The sequence below is a fragment of the Lentzea sp. DG1S-22 genome (genome assembly GCF_036321065.1).
GTDB lineage: Bacteria > Actinomycetota > Actinomycetes > Mycobacteriales > Pseudonocardiaceae > Lentzea > Lentzea jiangxiensis.
Genome location: NZ_CP143276.1, coordinates 8,220,189 through 8,234,985 on the forward strand (window position 1 = coordinate 8,220,189; position 14,797 = coordinate 8,234,985).

Sequence of the window (14,797 nt, forward strand, 5' to 3'; positions counted from 1 at the left end):
CATCTTCCGCATCCGTCATCTCCGCTTTACCGTTCCAGGTGTGAGAGCGCTCTCAAAGGTGAGATGGCGGCGTGGTCTGGCCGCCGCAGCGATTGCCCTGTCGTCATTGGCGACGGTCGAGGCCGCGTACGCGGCCGACGACTACACGCAGAACGTGACCGCGATCGACGCGACTCAAGCCAGGATCAACTTCACGCCGACGACCCCTGCTGCCTACGTCGACGTGCACTACCTGATCCCCGGCACCTCGCAACAGAACTTCCGCATGACCAACAACGCCGGGACCTGGCAGAAGACCGTGGGGTCGCTGTCCTCCGGCACGGTGGTCGAGTACTGGTTCACCTACGAGAAGAGCGGCCCGCAGTACGACACCCCGCACTTCAGCTACACCCACCAGGGTGCGGCGCAACCGGTGGCCACGCCGACGTTCAGCCCGCCGGGCGGCACGTACGCGACGGCGCAGACGGTGACGATCTCGACGTCCACGTCCGGCGCGACGATCCGCTACACCACGGACGGCTCGACGCCCACGAGCAGCTCGCCGGTCTACAGCGGGCCGATCTCCGTGTCCGCCAACAGGACCGTCAAAGCGATCGGCATCAAGTCCGGTCAGCCGAACTCGGCGGTCGGCAGCGCGTCGTACGTGATCGGCACGGCGGTCGCGACGCCGGCGTTCAGCCCGCCGGGCGGTGCCTACGCGTCCGCGCAGACGGTGACGATCTCGACGGCGACGTCCGGCGCGACGATCCGGTACACAGTGGACGGATCAACGCCGACCAGCAGCTCGCCGGTCTACAGCGGGCCGATCTCCGTCTCCAGCAACAGGACGGTCAAGGCGATCGGCATCAAGTCGGGCCTCGCGAACTCGGCCGTGGCCAGCGCGACGTACACGATCGGCACGCAGCAGGGGTGCGTCCAGCCGGACAACCCGAGCTTCGGGCCCAACACGCGCGTGTTCGACCCGAGCATGTCGGCGACGAGCATCCAGACGCAGCTCGACATCGACTTCAACAACCAGAAGGACACGCTGACCGCGCAGATGGCGCCGCGGCGGGTCGCACACCTGTTCAAGCCCGGGACCTACAACGGCATCCACGACGACGTCGGCTACTACACGTCGGTCTCCGGCCTGGGCAAGAACCCCGGTGACGTCGTGATCAACGGTGACATCACCGTGGACGCGTTCAACGAGTCCGACAAGGGCGTGGCGCTGCAGAACTTCTGGCGCTCCGCCGAGAACATGGCGGTCGTCCCGAGCACCGGCACCAACCGGTGGGCCGTCGCGCAGGCCGCGCCGTTCCGCCGCATGGACATCCGCGGCAACCTGGCGCTCTACCCGGCCAGCTACGGCTTCGCGAGTGGCGGCTACACGGCCGACACGCGTGTGTCCGGGCAGACGGCGTCGGTCTCGCAGCAGCAGTGGTACACGCGTGACTCGAACTACGGCAGCTGGAACGGCGGCGTGTGGAACATGGTGTTCTCCGGAACGCCCGGCGCTCCGCCCACCACGTTCCCGAACCCGCCGTCGACGAACCTCGCGACGACGCCGATCTCGCGCGACGTGCCGTACCTGTACTTCGAGAACAACGCCTACCGGGTGTTCCTGCCCTCGTTGCGCACCAACGCTTCCGGCGCTTCGTGGATCAACGGCGGCACGCCCGGCACGTCGCTGCCGATGAGCCAGTTCTACGTCGTGAAGGCGGGCGACACGGCCGCCACGATCAACGCGGCGCTGGGCCAGGGCTGCAACCTGTTCTTCACGCCCGGCATCTACAACGTCGACCAGACGATCAACATCACGCGGCCCAACACCGTCGTGCTGGGCATCGGCTACGCGACGATCGTGCCGCAGAACGGCGTCACGGCCATGCAGGTCGCCGACGTCGACGGCGTGCGGATCAAGGGAATCCTGTTCGACGCGGGCACGACCCTGTCGAACTCGCTGCTGACCGTCGGCCCGTCGGGCTCGTCGGCGTCGCACGCGAGCAACCCGACGACGTTGCAGGACGTGTTCTTCCGCGTCGGCGGGGCCATCGCGGGCAAGGCGACCAACAGCCTCGTCGTCAACAGCCACAACGTGATCATCGACCACACCTGGGTCTGGCGCGCCGACCACGGCAACCCGGGCACCTGGGGCTGGGACGAGGCGATCGGTGACACCGGCGTCGTCATCAACGGCGACAACGTGCTCGCCACCGGCCTGTTCGTCGAGCACTACCAGAAGTACCAGGTGATCTGGAACGGCAACGGCGGGCGGACCATCTTCTTCCAGAACGAGATGCCGTACGACGTGCCGAGCCAGGCGGTCTGGAACAGGCCGAACGGCCAGGCCGGGTACGCGGCCTACAAGGTCGGCGACAACGTCACCACGCACGAGGCGTGGGGGCTCGGCAGCTACTGCTTCTTCAACGTCAACCCGTCGGTGCGCGCCGAGAACGCCTTCGAGGTGCCCAACCGGTCCGGCGTGAGGTTGCACAACCTGCTGACCGTGTCGCTCAACTACCAGGGAACGATCACGCACGTCGTCAACAACGTCGGCGGCGTGACGCCACCGGGCACGGTGCCGGTGAACGTCGTCAGTTACCCGTAGCCACATCGGGGAGCACGGCCCGTCACCGAGGTGGCGGGCCGTGCCCGTGTTCGGCCGTCCGGCCCGCTGACCAGTGGATTTCGTTTCACGCGCGTGGCATTGCATGATGCGTTGCATGTCGATCGAGCGTGGCCCCGAGTTCGCCGAGTTCTGGGCTGAACGGCACCTGTGCACGTTGTCCACCGTCCGCCGTGACGGGACCCCGCACGTCGTGCCCGTCGGGGTCACCCTCGACGCCGAGGCCGGTGTCGCGCGGATCATCACGCACGGCGCGTCGTGGAAGGTCAAGCACGTGCGCGCGGCCGGGTACGCGGCGGTGTGCCAGGTGGACGGACGCCGCTGGTCCACGGTGGAGGGTCCCGCCGTCGTGCGCGACGACGTGGAATCGGTCCGGGAGGCCGAGCGGCGGTACGCGCTGCGCTACCGGGAGCCCAGGGTCAACCCGGAGCGCGTCGTGATCGAGATCCAGGTGCGGCGTGTCAGCGGCTCGGTCTGACGTCGTTGTCGTCGGCATCGGCGCCGACGGGTGGGAAGGGTTGTCACCGGCCGCCCGGCAGGCGGTGTCCCGCTCCCGCGTGCTGATGGGCTCGCGGCGGCAGCTCGACCTGGTGCCGGGGGAGTTCGAACGGGTCGCGTGGCCGTCACCGCTGGTGCCGGCGTTGCCCGGGTTGTTCGAGAAGTACTCGGACGTGTGCGTTCTGGCGTCCGGCGACCCGATGTTCCACGGCATCGGCACCACCTTGGTGCGGTTGCTGGGAGATCGGGTGACGGTCGTGCCGCACCCGTCGTCCGTGTCGCTGGCCTGCGCGCGGCTCGGGTGGGCGTTGAACGAGGTCGAGGTCGTGTCGCTGGTGGCGCGGTCCGCCGACCTGCTGCGCCCCGTGCTGACGCCGGGACGGCGCGTGCTCGTCCTGGGCGGCGACCCGGCGGTGGTCGCGGAGATCGCCGGGCCGATCACGGTCCTCGAACAGCTAGGTGGCCCGGCCGAGCGGGTTTACCCTTGGTCCGGACAGGACGCCGATCCGTTGTGCGTGATCGCGATCGAGTACCGCGGGAGCGCTTTTTCGCGGGTGCCCGGACTGCCTGACGACGCGTACGAGACCGATGGTCAGCTGACGAAGCGAGAGGTGCGGGCGATTTCTCTGTCGAGATTGGCGCCGCTGCCGGGGCAGCTGCTGTGGGACGTCGGGTCCGGGACGGGGTCCATCGCGATCGAGTGGGCGCGCACGCATCCGACGTGCCGCGCCATCGCCGTCGAGCAGTCCGCCGAACGCGCGGAGCGGATCGTGCGCAACGCCGCGTCGCTGGGGGTGCCCGCGGTGGAGGTCCACATCGGACGCGCTCCGGAGGCGCTGGCGGGGCTGGAGAAGCCCGACGCGATCTTCATCGGCGGCGGGCTGACCGTGCCGGGCGTGGTGCAGGAGTGCTGGGACGCGCTGGCGTCGGGCGGGCGGCTCGTGGTGAACGCCGTGACGCTCGAGTCCGAGGCCGTGGTGGCGCAGTGGTACGCGCGGCTCGGCGGTGACCTGGTGAGGATCGCGGTGAACCGCGGGTCGTCGGTCGGCAAGTTCACCGGCTGGCGGCCGCACATGCCCGTGACGACGTGGAGCGTGACGAAGTGACCGTGCACTTCATCGGGGCGGGGCCCGGCGCCGCCGACCTGATCACGGTGCGGGGCCGGTCGTTGATCGAGTCGTCACCGGTGTGCCTGTACGCGGGCGCCCTGGTGCCGGTGGAGCTGCTGGACTTCTGCCCTCCCGGTGCCCGCAGGGTCGACACGGCGTCGCTGACGCTGGACGAGATCGTCGCCGAGCTGGTCGCGGCTTCGGAGCAGGGGCTGGACGTGGCCCGGCTGCACTCCGGCGACCCGGCGGTGTTCAGCGCCATGGCCGAGCAGATGCGCCGGTTGGACGCACTGGGGATCGACTACGACGTGACGCCCGGTGTGCCGGCGTTCGCGGCCGCCGCGGCGTCGTTGCAGCGCGAGCTGACCGTGCCCGGTGTCGGGCAGACGGTGATCCTCACGCGCACCTCGCAGCGGGCGACGCCGATGCCTCCCGGCGAGGACCTGGACACGCTGGGGCGCAGCCACGCGACCCTGGTGCTGCACCTGGCCGTGCAGCGGATCTCCGAGGTCGTCGCCGAGCTGGTGCCCAACTACGGCCCGGACTGCCCGGTGGCGGTCGTTGCCTACGCCTCCCGCGAGGACGAGGTCGTGCTGCGCGGGACGCTGGACGACATCGCCGCGCAGGTCGGGGCCGCCGGGATCAAGCGGACCGCGGTGATCATCGTCGGGCAGGTGCTCGGCGCCACGCAGTTCCCGGACAGCCACCTGTACTCGCCGACGCGCGTCCGATGATCCTGATCCTCGGCGGGACGGGGGAGGCGCGCGAACTCGCGCGGCGGCTGACGGCGGGGTCCGCGCACCGCCGGGTCGTCTCGTCCCTCGCCGGGCGGGTGAGCAACCCCGCCCTCCCCGCCGGCGAGGTCCGGATCGGGGGCTTCGGCGGAGTGGCCGGGCTGGCCCGGTGGCTGCGGGACAACGACGTGCGCGCCGTCATCGACGCCACCCACCCCTTCGCGCGGCAGATCACCGCCAACGCCTTCGAGGCCTGTGCCCGGGCGGGCGTGCCGCTGCTCGTCCTGCGGCGGCCCGGGTTCACGCCCCAGCCCGGCTGGCGGTGGGTGGACAGCGTCGCCGAGGCCGCGCGGGACCTGCCGGGCTCGCGGGTGTTCCTCACGACCGGGCGGCAGGACCTGGCGGAGTTCGCGGGCTGCCCGCAGTGGTTCCTGGCGCGGATGGTCGAGCCGCCGCAACCGCCGATGCCGCGGCGCGTCGAGGTGCTGCTGTCGCGCGGTCCGTTCACTGTGGACGGTGAGCTGGAGCTGATGCGGTCGCGGGCGGTCGACCTCCTGGTGACCAAGGACAGCGGTGGCTCGATGACCTCGGCCAAGCTCGAAGCCGCGCGACAGCTGGGAGTTCCCGTCGTGGTCGTGCGCCGGCCACCGCTCCCGCCCGCGGAGGTGGTGGCCGACGTCGACGCCGCCGTCAGGTGGTCGGGTACCGCCGGGGCGTGAAGACGACGCCCGCGTCCGTCACGACCGTCTGCGACGAACCGATGATCAGCAGGCAGCGCATGTCGATCGTGGCCGGGTCGAGGGTGCCGAGCGTGAGCACCCGGATCTCCTCCTCCGGGCCGCCGACGTCCCGCCCCACGACGACGGGGGTCTCGGGCCCGCGGTGCTCCAGCAGCAGAGCGCGCATGTCCGCGACCTGGTGCGTGCGGGCCTTGGACGCCGGGTTGTAGATCGCGATCACCAGGTCCGCCTTCGCGGTGGCGGCGAGCCGTTCGGCGATGACGTCCCACGGCTTGAGCCTGTCGCTCAGCGAGATCACCGCGTAGTCGTGGCCGAGCGGCGCACCGGCCTTGGCCGCCACGGCGTTCGCGGCCGTGACGCCGGGGACGATCCGGACCGGCACGTCCCCGGTCTCCGCCGCGACCTCCAGGACCGCCGTCGCCATCGCGAAGACGCCGGGGTCACCGGACGACACGACCGCGACCCGCGCACCCTTGCGCGCCAGGTCCAGGGCGAAGGCCGCGCGTTCGGACTCGACCTGGTTGTGGGAGAGGTGCCGCTGCTGGCCGGGACGCTCCGGAACGCGGTTGAGGTAGGTGCTGTAGCCCACCAGCTCGTCGGCGGCCTCGATCTCCTGGCGTGCCTCGGGCGTGAGCCAGTCGCGGGAACCGGGACCGAGACCCACGACCACGACCTCGCCCTTCGGCCTCGGCGGCCTGGACTGGCTCGGCAGCACGGCGATGGAGAAGTACGGAACCGTGTCCGGGTCGACGTCCACCAGCGGCGACATCCTCTGGCGCTTGCTCGTGGCGCGTTCGACGTACCAGGCGCCGTCGAGCCTGCCCGCGTCCTGCAGCGCCTGCTTGACGTTGCCGAAGGTGCGGCCCAGCTTGAGGATCGCGGCGCAGTCGGTGTCGGCGAGACGGGCCGCGAGCTCGGCGGGCGGCAGCGTGCCGGGCAGGATCGTGAGGACCTCGTCGCGTTCGACCAGCGGCGTGCCGAGGACAGCGCTCGCGCCGCTCACGGACGTGACGCCCGGGACGACCTCCCACTCGTAGCGGTCGGCCAGCCGCTTGTGCATGTGCATGTACGAGCCGTAGAAGAACGGGTCGCCCGCCGCGAGCACGACCACCGTGCGCCCGGCGTCGAGGTGCGCGGCGAGCCTGCTCGCGGCCTCCTCGTAGAAGGCGTCGATCTCGCCCTGGTAGTCGTCCGACTCCTCGGTCGTGACCGGGTAGACGAGCTGTTCGAGGACTTGGCCCTCGCGGAGGTACGGCGCCGCGATGGTCTTCGCGATCGACCTGCCGTGCCGGGCGCTGTGGAACGCCACCACGTCGGCCTCGCCGATGAGCCGCGCGGCCTTGACCGTCACGAGTTCCGGGTCGCCTGGACCGAGGCCGACACCGTAGAGCTTGCCCGTCATTCTTCTTCGCTCGCAATCGCGTTGATGGCCGCCGCCGTCATGGCACTCCCGCCGCGCCGGCCGAGCACCACGAGGTGCTCCAGATCCGTTGCGGCCAGGGCTTCCTTGGACTCCGCCGCCCCGATGAACCCGACCGGGACGCCGATCACCGCGGCGGGCCTCGGCGCGCCCCGGTCGAGGAGGTCGAGGAGGTGGAAGAGCGCGGTGGGGGCGTTGCCGATCGCGATCACGGCGCCCTCGAAGCGGTCCGCGAGCAGCTCGAGCGCCGCGGCACTGCGGGTGTTGCCGATCTCCCGCGCCTTGTGCGGCGTGCGCGGGTCCTGCAGGTAGCAGAGGACCTCGTTGTCCTTCGGCAGGCGGCGGCGCGTGACACCCGAGGCGACCATGTTGGCGTCGCAGAGGACCGGGGCGCCGTTGTTCAGCGCCTCGCGGGCGTCGCGGACGACGTTCGGCGAGAACGCCACGTCGTCGGTCAGATCGGTCATGCCGCAGGCGTGGATCATGCGGACGACCACTGTCGCGACGTCGCCGGGGAACCTGGTGAGGTCCGACTCCGCGCGGATGGTGGCGAAGGACTGGCGGTAGATCTCCGCGCCGTCCTTGATGTACTGCGTCAACGGATCTCCTCGTAGCCGTCGCCGGTCGCGACGAACTCGATCACATCGCCGGCGGGGCGACCGCAACGGCGTGCACAGCCCGACCAGTGGACCGGTCGGTCGTGCGGGGTTCCGAGCCAAGCGCGCGCATCGGCGCGGACGTCGGACAGCGACTTGGCACAGCCGGGGCGGCCGGTGCAGGCGCTGACGCCGTGCCACGGCGAGGCGGGGTCGGTGATCAAGCCGGACGTGCCGGTCCCGGCGGGCACCACCAGGCTGCGCCACGGGGTCAGCCGCAGCGGTACGCCCGGCAGTTGCGCCGCGTCCAGCCGGCCGAGCGGGACGCCCGGCGTCACAGGTGAAGGTGCGACAGGAGTCACAACCGGGCTGAACCGCTCACCCGGCGAGACGCCGAAGTGCTCGGTGATCTTCCGCACACCGCCGTCCACTTCGGACAGGCGCCACGCGGTGCCGCGCAGCGACCCGAAGAGGCGGGCCGCGGTCACCACGGCGTCGACCGGGTCGGTCACGCGGACGCCGGTGTCGCGGCCCGCGAGGAGCAGGACTGTCCCGCCGCCGCCCAGGCTGACCAGGCCGAAGTCGCCGCCCAGGCCGCTCACCGAGGCGCCCACCGTGACCAGGAAGCGGCCTGGCAGCGAGGCGAGCGACGGGTCCGCGCACAGGGCGGCGTCGAGCTCGTCGACCAGCGCCTGGTTGTCCTCCAGCGGCGCCGCGATGATGTTGCGCATCCGCTCGTGCGACCACGAGGGCAGCAGGCCGGCGGCACGCAGCCGGGAGCCCAGCTCCACCCCGTCCGCGAGGCCCCTGATCTGGAGGTTCGCCCGCGAGGTCAGCTCGATCGAACCCGAGCCGAGCTCGGCGGCCGCGACCCTCACGACATCCCACTGAGCAGCGGAAAGGGTGCCGCCCGGCACCCGGATGCGCGCCAGCCCGCCGTCGGCCGCGGGGTGCAGCTCGACGGCGCCGGGGCAGGCATCCGGGTGACTACGCATAGGTCGGACTGTAACCCGCCGGTTAGGGTGAGCCCGAACGGCGAAGCACAGGAGGAAGCCGGTGTGAATCCGGCGCGGTCCCGCCACTGTGACCAGCGGACACGCTGGGAGTCAGGAACTCCGCTTCGCCTGTCACCCGCAACCTGGGGCGAGGACCCCACGAGGGATGGAGCCTGCGTGATCCTGCTGCTGTCGACTTCCGACACCGACCTGCTGTCGGCGCGTGCGAGCGGTGCCGAGTACCGCCTCGGCAACCCCGCGCGGCTCACGGCCGAGGACCTGCCCGCGCTCGTCGAGGGCGTCGACCTGGTGGTCGTGCGCATCCTCGGTGGGCGCCGGATGTGGGAGGAGGGCCTCGACTGGCTCCTCGCCGGCGGACTGCCGGTCGTGGTGCTCGGCGGTGAGATGCAGCCCGACGCGGCGCTGATGGAGCTGTCGACGGTACCCGGCGGCGTCTGCGCGGAGGCGCACCTCTACCTCGCCCACGGCGGGCCGGCGAACCTCACCGAGCTGCACAAGTTCCTGTCGGACACGGTGCTGCTGACCGGTCACGGCTTCCAGGCGCCCGCCGCCACGCCGAGCTGGGGCGTGCTGGAACGGGAGAACACCCCGGAGGAGGGCCCGACGGTCGCGGTCCTCTACTACCGCGCGCACCACGTGGCCGGGAACACGGCGTTCGTGCACGCGCTGTGCGACGCGATCGAGGCCAAGGGCGGCAGGGCGCTGCCCGTCTACTGCTCCTCGCTGCGCACCGCGGAGCCCGAGCTGCTCGACACGCTGCGCGCGGCGGACGCCCTGGTCGTGACGGTGCTCGCGGCCGGCGGCACGAACCCGGCGAAGGCGTCGGCCGGCGGCGACGACGAGGCGTGGGACGTCGGTGCGCTGGCGGCGCTCGACGTGCCGATCCTCCAGGGCCTGTGCCTCACGTCGAGCCGTGAGACGTGGGACTCCAACGACGACGGTCTGTCTCCTTTGGACACCGCGACCCAGGTCGCCATCCCGGAGTTCGACGGCCGGATCATCACGGTCCCGTTCTCGTTCAAGGAGGTCGACTCCGACGGCCTCACGGTCTACGTGGCCGACCCGGAACGGGCGCTGCGCGTCGCGGGCATCGCGGTCCGCCACGGCCGCCTCAGGCACATCCCGGCCGAGGACCGCAAGGTCGTCGTGATGCTGTCGGCGTACCCGACGAAGCACTCGCGCATCGGCAACGCCGTCGGGCTCGACACGCCCGCGTCGACCGTGCGGCTGCTCAAGGCCATGAAGGAGCACGGCTACGACATCGGCGACGAGCTGCCGGGCGTCGACGAGCTCGACGGCGACAAGCTGATCCACGCGCTGATCGCCGCCGGTGGCCAGGACGCCGACTGGCTCACGCAGGAGCAGTTCGAGAGCAACCCGATCCGCATCGCCGCGGCCGACTACCGCGAGTTCTACGAGACGCTGCCGGACGACTTCCGCGAGTCGATGCGGGAGCACTGGGGCGACGCGCCGGGCACGCTGTTCGTCGACCACAGCAGGTCGAAGGACGGCGAGATCGTGCTGGCCGCGCTGCGGTCGGGCAACGTCGCGGTGATCGTCCAGCCGCCGCGCGGGTTCGGCGAGAACCCGATCGCGATCTACCACGACCCGGACCTGCCGCCGTCGCACCACTACCTGGCGGCGTACCGGTGGATCGAGTCGAACTTCGGCGCGGACGCCGTGGTGCACGTCGGCAAGCACGGCAACCTGGAGTGGCTGCCCGGCAAGACCGTCGGCATGTCGGCCTCCTGCGGCACGGACGCGGCGCTGGGCGACCTGCCGCTCATCTACCCGTTCCTCGTCAACGACCCCGGTGAGGGCACGCAGGCGAAGCGGCGCGCGCACGCCACGCTGGTCGACCACCTGGTGCCGCCGATGGCCCGTGCCGACAGCTACGGCGACATCGCACGGCTGGAGCAGCTGCTCGACGAGTACGGCAACATCTCCGCGATGGACCCGTCCAAGCTGCCCGCGATCCGCGCGCAGATCTGGACGCTGATCCAGGCCGCGAAGCTCGACCACGACCTCGGCCTCGAGGACCGGCCGCACGACGCCGAGTTCGACGAGTTCCTGCTGCACGTCGACGGCTGGCTGTGCGAGGTCAAGGACGTCCAGATCCGCGACGGCCTGCACGTCCTCGGCGAGGCGCCGACCGGCAGCGTGCGCGTGAACCTCGTGCTCGCGATGCTGCAGGCACGGCAGATGTGGGGCGGTCAGGTCGCCGCGCTGCCCGGTCTGCGCGAGGCGCTCGGCCTCACGACCACGGCACGTGAGGACGTCGACGCCGTCGAGGAGCAGGCGCGCGCACTCGTCCAGGCGATGGAGGACGGGGGCTGGGACCCCGAGGTCGCCAAGACCCTGCACGAGTCCGCGGACGTCCGGAAGATCCTGGAGTTCGCGGCTGTCGAGGTCGTCCCGCGGCTGGCGCGCACCACGGACGAGATGACGAACGTCCTGCACGCCCTGGACGGCGGCTACATCCCGGCCGGCCCGTCCGGCTCTCCGCTGCGCGGCCTGGTGAACGTGCTGCCGACCGGCCGCAACTTCTACTCGGTCGACCCGAAGGCCATCCCGTCGCGCCTCGCGTGGGAGACCGGCCAGGCGATGGCCGACTCGCTGCTCGCCCGCTACCGCGACGAGAACGACGGCGAGTGGCCACCCTCGGTCGGACTGTCGGTCTGGGGGACGTCCGCGATGCGCACCGCCGGCGACGACATCGCCGAGGTGTTCTCGCTGCTCGGCGTGCGGCCGGTGTGGGACGACCAGTCCCGCCGCGTCACGGGCCTCGAGGTGATCTCGCTGGAGGAGCTGGGAAGGCCGCGCATCGACGTGACCGTCCGGATCTCCGGCTTCTTCCGCGACGCCTTCCCGCACGTCGTGTCCCTTTTGGACGACGCCGTGCAGCTGGTCGCGCACCTGGACGAGCCGGCGGAGCACAACTTCGTCCGCGCGCACGTGGTGAAGGACCTGGAAGAGCACGGCGACCAGCGCCGGGCCACGTTGCGCGTCTTCGGTTCCAAGCCGGGCGCGTACGGAGCGGGTGTGCTGCCGCTGATCGACAGCCGCAACTGGCGCGACTCGTCGGACATCGCCGAGGTCTACGCGGTGTGGGGCGGGTACGCGTACGGCCGCGGCGTCGACGGCGTCGCCGCCCGTGAGGACATGGAGTCCGCGTACCGGCGGATCGCGGTGGCGGCCAAGAACATCGACACCCGCGAGCACGACATCGCCGACTCGGACGACTACTTCCAGTACCACGGCGGCATGGTCACGATGGTCAAGGCGCTGACGGGCAAGGCGCCCGCCGCGTACGTCGGCGACAGCACGCGGCCTGAGGCGGTCCGCACGCGCACCCTGACCGAGGAGACGTCGCGGATCTTCCGCGCCCGCGTGGTGAACCCGCGCTGGGTCGGGGCGATGCGCAACCACGGCTACAAGGGCGCGTTCGAGCTGCAGGCGACGGTCGAGTACCTGTTCGGCTACGACGCCACGACCGGTGTCGTCGCGGACTGGATGTACGAGAAGCTGACCGAGACCTACGTGCTCGACCCGGAGACCCGCAAGTTCTTGCAGACGTCGAACCCGTGGGCGCTGCACGGCATCGCCGAGCGCCTGCTGGAGGCGGCCGAGCGCAAGATGTGGGAGCACCCGGAGGAGTCCACTTTGGACGCGCTGCGGTCGGCCTACCTGGAGACCGAGGGCGACCTGGAGGACGGCGTCTGATCCAGCCGGACGCAGCAGTGGCCCGGTGACGGGGCGAGGCGGGCGGACACGCCGTCCGCCTCGATCCCGTCCAGCAGGCCGCTGACGAGGCAGAGGTTCATCCCGCACACCAGCTGGGTGTGCCGCTGCGCGAGGCTGTGGAACGGGCAGTTGCCCAGCAGGATCGATCCGCCCTCGGCCCGGGGTTCGAAACCGAGGTCCGCCAACGCCTCCGCCACGTCGCCGGACGCCCGCGCGGCCAGGTCCGAGCCCCACTCGTACGCGCGCCGGTTCAGGACCTCGCGCGCCGGCTCGCCGGTGGCCTCGGCCTCGGTCAGCGCGTCGGCGAGCAGGTGGCTCGCGGCCTCGTAGCGCCGGTCGGGCAGCGACACCGCGATCTGCTCCCCGGACCGCCGGTAGAGCTTCGCCGGCCGTCCGGCCCCCGGTCCGCTGCGCCCGGAACGCCGCTCGTGCACCACGGACAGCAGGCCCAGCTCCACCAGCTTGTCGAGGTGGAACGCCGCTGTCGTCCTGGGCAGCTCGACGGCCCGCGCGGCCTCGTCCTTGCTGATGGGCGCGTTCTGGCGCACCACGAAGTCGTAGAGCCTGCGCCGGTTCGGCTCGTCGAGGGCCGCGACGGCGGCGACGGGATCGGCCATCTGTAAAACCTACTCCCGTTGACTATATTCGGCGAGCCGTTCTAACGTTGACGAGAGTTGTCGTTAGAAGGAGCCGGGCCGATGAACGAAGCGATCGACGTCGAGGCGGCGCGGCAGGCCGTGTCCGACCTGCTCAAGGCGCTGGGCAAGGACCCGTACTCGGTGCACCTGGCCGACACCCCGCGCCGCGTGGCCGACGCGTACGCGGAGATGCTGACGCCGCGCACGTTCACCCTCACGACGTTCCCGAACGACGAGGGCTACGACGAGCTCGTGCTGGCGCGCGGGATCCCCGTGCAGTCGTTGTGCGAGCACCACATGCTGCCGTTCCACGGCGTCGCGCACGTCGGCTACCTGCCCGGCGAACGCATCCTGGGCCTCTCGAAGCTCGCACGGGTCGTGGAGATGTTCGCGCGCGACCTGCAGGTGCAGGAACGGCTCACCAAGCAGGTCGCCGACTGGCTGCAGGACCGGCTGCGGCCCAAGGGCGTCGGCGTCGTGATCGAGGCCGAGCACATGTGCATGGCGCTGCGCGGGGTGCGGGTCAGCGGGTCCAGCACCGTCACGTCGGCGTTGAAGGGCGCGCTGCGGGCGGATCCCGCGTCACGGCAGGAGTTCTTCACCCTCGTGCACGCGTAGCCTGCGGGGCATGGGGAAGATCCACGCCGGGGCCACGCTCACACCGCACTTCCGCGAGTTCCTGCCCGCCTGGGTGGCGGCGCAACCGTGGTGCGCCGCGCCACCGGAGGCGTTGCGGCCCATCGGGTTCTTCCGGTTCGAGGACCCGGCGGGCGAGGTCGGGGTGGAGACGCACCTGCTGCACGACGGCCGGGACGTCTACCAGGTCCCGCTGACCTACCGCCCCGCACCGCTCGCCGGGGGAGTGCTCGTCGCGCAGGCGGAGCACAGCGTGCTGGGGACGAGGTGGATCCACGACGCGGTGACCGATCCGGTCTGGATTGCCGCGGTCCTGGACCTGGTGGCGCGCAACGGGGTCTCGGACTCCGCGAGCCGCGGCCCGATCGGCCCGGCCGAGGCACGCGGGCGGGCACTGCGCCCGGTGCCGTTCACACCGGAGACGATCACGATCGACCTGGACCGCCGGATCGTCCGGGACGAGCCGGGCGACGTGGCCGGTGTGGTCACCGGCTCGTGGCACCACGACGGCGTGGTCGCCACCGGGCGGCTCGCGGTGCTGCGTCAGACCGGCCCGAACACGTAGGAGCCGGGCGCCTCCGCGTCGTCGCCCGCCCAGAACTCCGCCCACAGCGCGGCGAACTCGGCGCGCGACAACCTGCCGTCCCCGTCGAGGTCGAGCCGCGCGAAGTCGGGGTCGCCCTCGGTGCCGAGCCAGGCGTTGATCATCACCCGGTACTCGTCCTCGGACACGTAGTCGTCGTTGTCGGAGTCCACGGCGGCGAACATCGCGTCCGCCGTGCCGTGCACCGCCTCGATGGAGGTGGGCAGGACGTCCACGACCTTCAGCACGTCGTCGAGCGTCACGCGGCTCGCGCCCCCGGCGGCGGACCGCAGCGTCTCCCACCAGCCGAGCATGACCCTGGCCAGCAGCTCCTCGTCGCCGCCGCGCAGCCCCGCCCAGCGCGCGGCGAGGAGCGCGAAGTCCTCCTCGGTCAGATAACCGTCGCCGGTGGTGTCCATCGCACCGAAGACCAGGTCCACCTTGCTGCGCTGGAAGTCGCTCGCCATGAGCAAGG

At 71.3% G+C, this 14,797-nt stretch carries 13 protein-coding genes and 1 riboswitch; of the genes, 8 read left to right on the forward strand and 5 right to left on the reverse strand.

What is annotated here, in order from left to right; genetic code table 11:
- Window positions 1–154 precede the first annotated feature (154 nt).
- The 5 genes from V1227_RS39205 to V1227_RS39225 all read left to right on the forward strand — a co-directional run bounded on the left by V1227_RS39205 (window position 155) and on the right by V1227_RS39225 (window position 5,668).
- Window positions 155–2,590: a chitobiase/beta-hexosaminidase C-terminal domain-containing protein gene (locus V1227_RS39205; protein WP_442916568.1), complete on the forward strand. Its 2,436-nt coding sequence runs from the start codon at window positions 155–157 to the stop codon at window positions 2,588–2,590.
- A gap of 106 nt (window positions 2,591–2,696) precedes the next feature.
- Entirely contained in the window at window positions 2,697–3,086 is a 390-nt protein-coding gene (locus V1227_RS39210; protein ID WP_236217416.1) for a TIGR03618 family F420-dependent PPOX class oxidoreductase, read from the forward strand.
- Window positions 3,067–4,212: a precorrin-6y C5,15-methyltransferase (decarboxylating) subunit CbiE gene (gene cbiE, locus V1227_RS39215; RefSeq protein WP_329790127.1), complete on the forward strand. Its 1,146-nt coding sequence runs from the start codon at window positions 3,067–3,069 to the stop codon at window positions 4,210–4,212. The genes V1227_RS39210 and cbiE overlap by 20 nt, the downstream gene beginning before the upstream one ends.
- Complete coding sequence (cobM, locus tag V1227_RS39220; RefSeq protein ID WP_329790128.1) at window positions 4,209–4,949, forward strand: precorrin-4 C(11)-methyltransferase; 741 nt, start codon at window positions 4,209–4,211, stop codon at window positions 4,947–4,949. The genes cbiE and cobM overlap by 4 nt, the downstream gene beginning before the upstream one ends.
- Window positions 4,946–5,668: a cobalt-precorrin-6A reductase gene (locus tag V1227_RS39225; protein ID WP_329790129.1), complete on the forward strand. Its 723-nt coding sequence runs from the start codon at window positions 4,946–4,948 to the stop codon at window positions 5,666–5,668. The genes cobM and V1227_RS39225 overlap by 4 nt, the downstream gene beginning before the upstream one ends.
- Here the strand turns inward: V1227_RS39225 and V1227_RS39230 are convergent.
- Genes V1227_RS39230 through V1227_RS39240 form a run of 3 tightly spaced genes read right to left on the reverse strand, consistent with a single transcriptional unit; the run spans window position 5,640 to window position 8,700 of the window.
- The gene (locus V1227_RS39230; protein ID WP_329790130.1) at window positions 5,640–7,091 is read right to left on the reverse strand and encodes a precorrin-2 C(20)-methyltransferase; all 1,452 of its coding nucleotides are present in this window, start codon (window positions 7,089–7,091) and stop codon (window positions 5,640–5,642) included. The genes V1227_RS39225 and V1227_RS39230 overlap by 29 nt on opposite strands.
- Complete coding sequence (locus V1227_RS39235) at window positions 7,088–7,708, reverse strand: precorrin-8X methylmutase (RefSeq protein WP_329790131.1); 621 nt, start codon at window positions 7,706–7,708, stop codon at window positions 7,088–7,090. Before V1227_RS39235 ends, V1227_RS39230 begins: the two co-directional genes overlap by 4 nt.
- Window positions 7,705–8,700 carry a hypothetical protein gene (locus V1227_RS39240; RefSeq protein WP_329790132.1) on the reverse strand — a complete coding sequence of 332 codons (996 nt, stop codon included), beginning with the start codon at window positions 8,698–8,700 and terminating at the stop codon, window positions 7,705–7,707. The genes V1227_RS39235 and V1227_RS39240 overlap by 4 nt, the downstream gene beginning before the upstream one ends.
- An 8-nt stretch (window positions 8,701–8,708) precedes the next feature.
- Window positions 8,709–8,842: riboswitch (cobalamin riboswitch) on the forward strand.
- Window positions 8,843–8,877: 35 nt separating this feature from the next.
- On the opposite strand from V1227_RS39240, the gene cobN reads away from it, so the two are divergent.
- Entirely contained in the window at window positions 8,878–12,444 is a 3,567-nt protein-coding gene (gene cobN / locus V1227_RS39245; protein WP_329790133.1) for a cobaltochelatase subunit CobN, read from the forward strand.
- Here cobN and V1227_RS39250 read toward each other — a convergent pair.
- Window positions 12,405–13,082, reverse strand: coding sequence for a helix-turn-helix transcriptional regulator (locus V1227_RS39250; RefSeq protein WP_329790134.1), 678 nt, complete (start codon window positions 13,080–13,082; stop codon window positions 12,405–12,407). The genes cobN and V1227_RS39250 overlap by 40 nt on opposite strands.
- Window positions 13,083–13,163: 81 nt before the next feature.
- On the opposite strand from V1227_RS39250, the gene folE reads away from it, so the two are divergent.
- Window positions 13,164–13,721: a GTP cyclohydrolase I FolE gene (folE, locus tag V1227_RS39255; protein ID WP_329790135.1), complete on the forward strand. Its 558-nt coding sequence runs from the start codon at window positions 13,164–13,166 to the stop codon at window positions 13,719–13,721.
- Between the two features lie 10 nt (window positions 13,722–13,731).
- Complete coding sequence (locus V1227_RS39260; RefSeq protein ID WP_329790136.1) at window positions 13,732–14,304, forward strand: maltokinase N-terminal cap-like domain-containing protein; 573 nt, start codon at window positions 13,732–13,734, stop codon at window positions 14,302–14,304.
- On the opposite strand, the gene V1227_RS39265 is transcribed toward V1227_RS39260, so the two are convergent.
- Window positions 14,283–14,789 carry an EF-hand domain-containing protein gene (locus V1227_RS39265; RefSeq protein ID WP_329790137.1) on the reverse strand — a complete coding sequence of 169 codons (507 nt, stop codon included), beginning with the start codon at window positions 14,787–14,789 and terminating at the stop codon, window positions 14,283–14,285. The two genes, V1227_RS39260 and V1227_RS39265, sit on opposite strands and share 22 nt — an antisense overlap.
- Window positions 14,790–14,797: the final 8 nt, after the last annotated feature.

What these genes read in the sequence shown, in the direction of transcription:
- V1227_RS39265 (WP_329790137.1), bottom strand. Translation starts at nt 14,789, where the DNA reads ATGGCGAGCGACTTCCAGCGCAGCAAGGTGGACCTGGTCTTCGGTGCG.
- V1227_RS39240 (WP_329790132.1), bottom strand. Translation starts at nt 8,700, where the DNA reads ATGCGTAGTCACCCGGATGCCTGCCCCGGCGCCGTCGAGCTGCACCCC.
- V1227_RS39210 (WP_236217416.1), top strand. Translation starts at nt 2,697, where the DNA reads ATGCGTTGCATGTCGATCGAGCGTGGCCCCGAGTTCGCCGAGTTCTGG.
- V1227_RS39250 (WP_329790134.1), bottom strand. Translation starts at nt 13,082, where the DNA reads ATGGCCGATCCCGTCGCCGCCGTCGCGGCCCTCGACGAGCCGAACCGG.
- V1227_RS39260 (WP_329790136.1), top strand. Translation starts at nt 13,732, where the DNA reads ATGGGGAAGATCCACGCCGGGGCCACGCTCACACCGCACTTCCGCGAG.
- V1227_RS39225 (WP_329790129.1), top strand. Translation starts at nt 4,946, where the DNA reads ATGATCCTGATCCTCGGCGGGACGGGGGAGGCGCGCGAACTCGCGCGG.
- folE (WP_329790135.1), top strand. Translation starts at nt 13,164, where the DNA reads ATGAACGAAGCGATCGACGTCGAGGCGGCGCGGCAGGCCGTGTCCGAC.
- V1227_RS39230 (WP_329790130.1), bottom strand. Translation starts at nt 7,091, where the DNA reads ATGACGGGCAAGCTCTACGGTGTCGGCCTCGGTCCAGGCGACCCGGAA.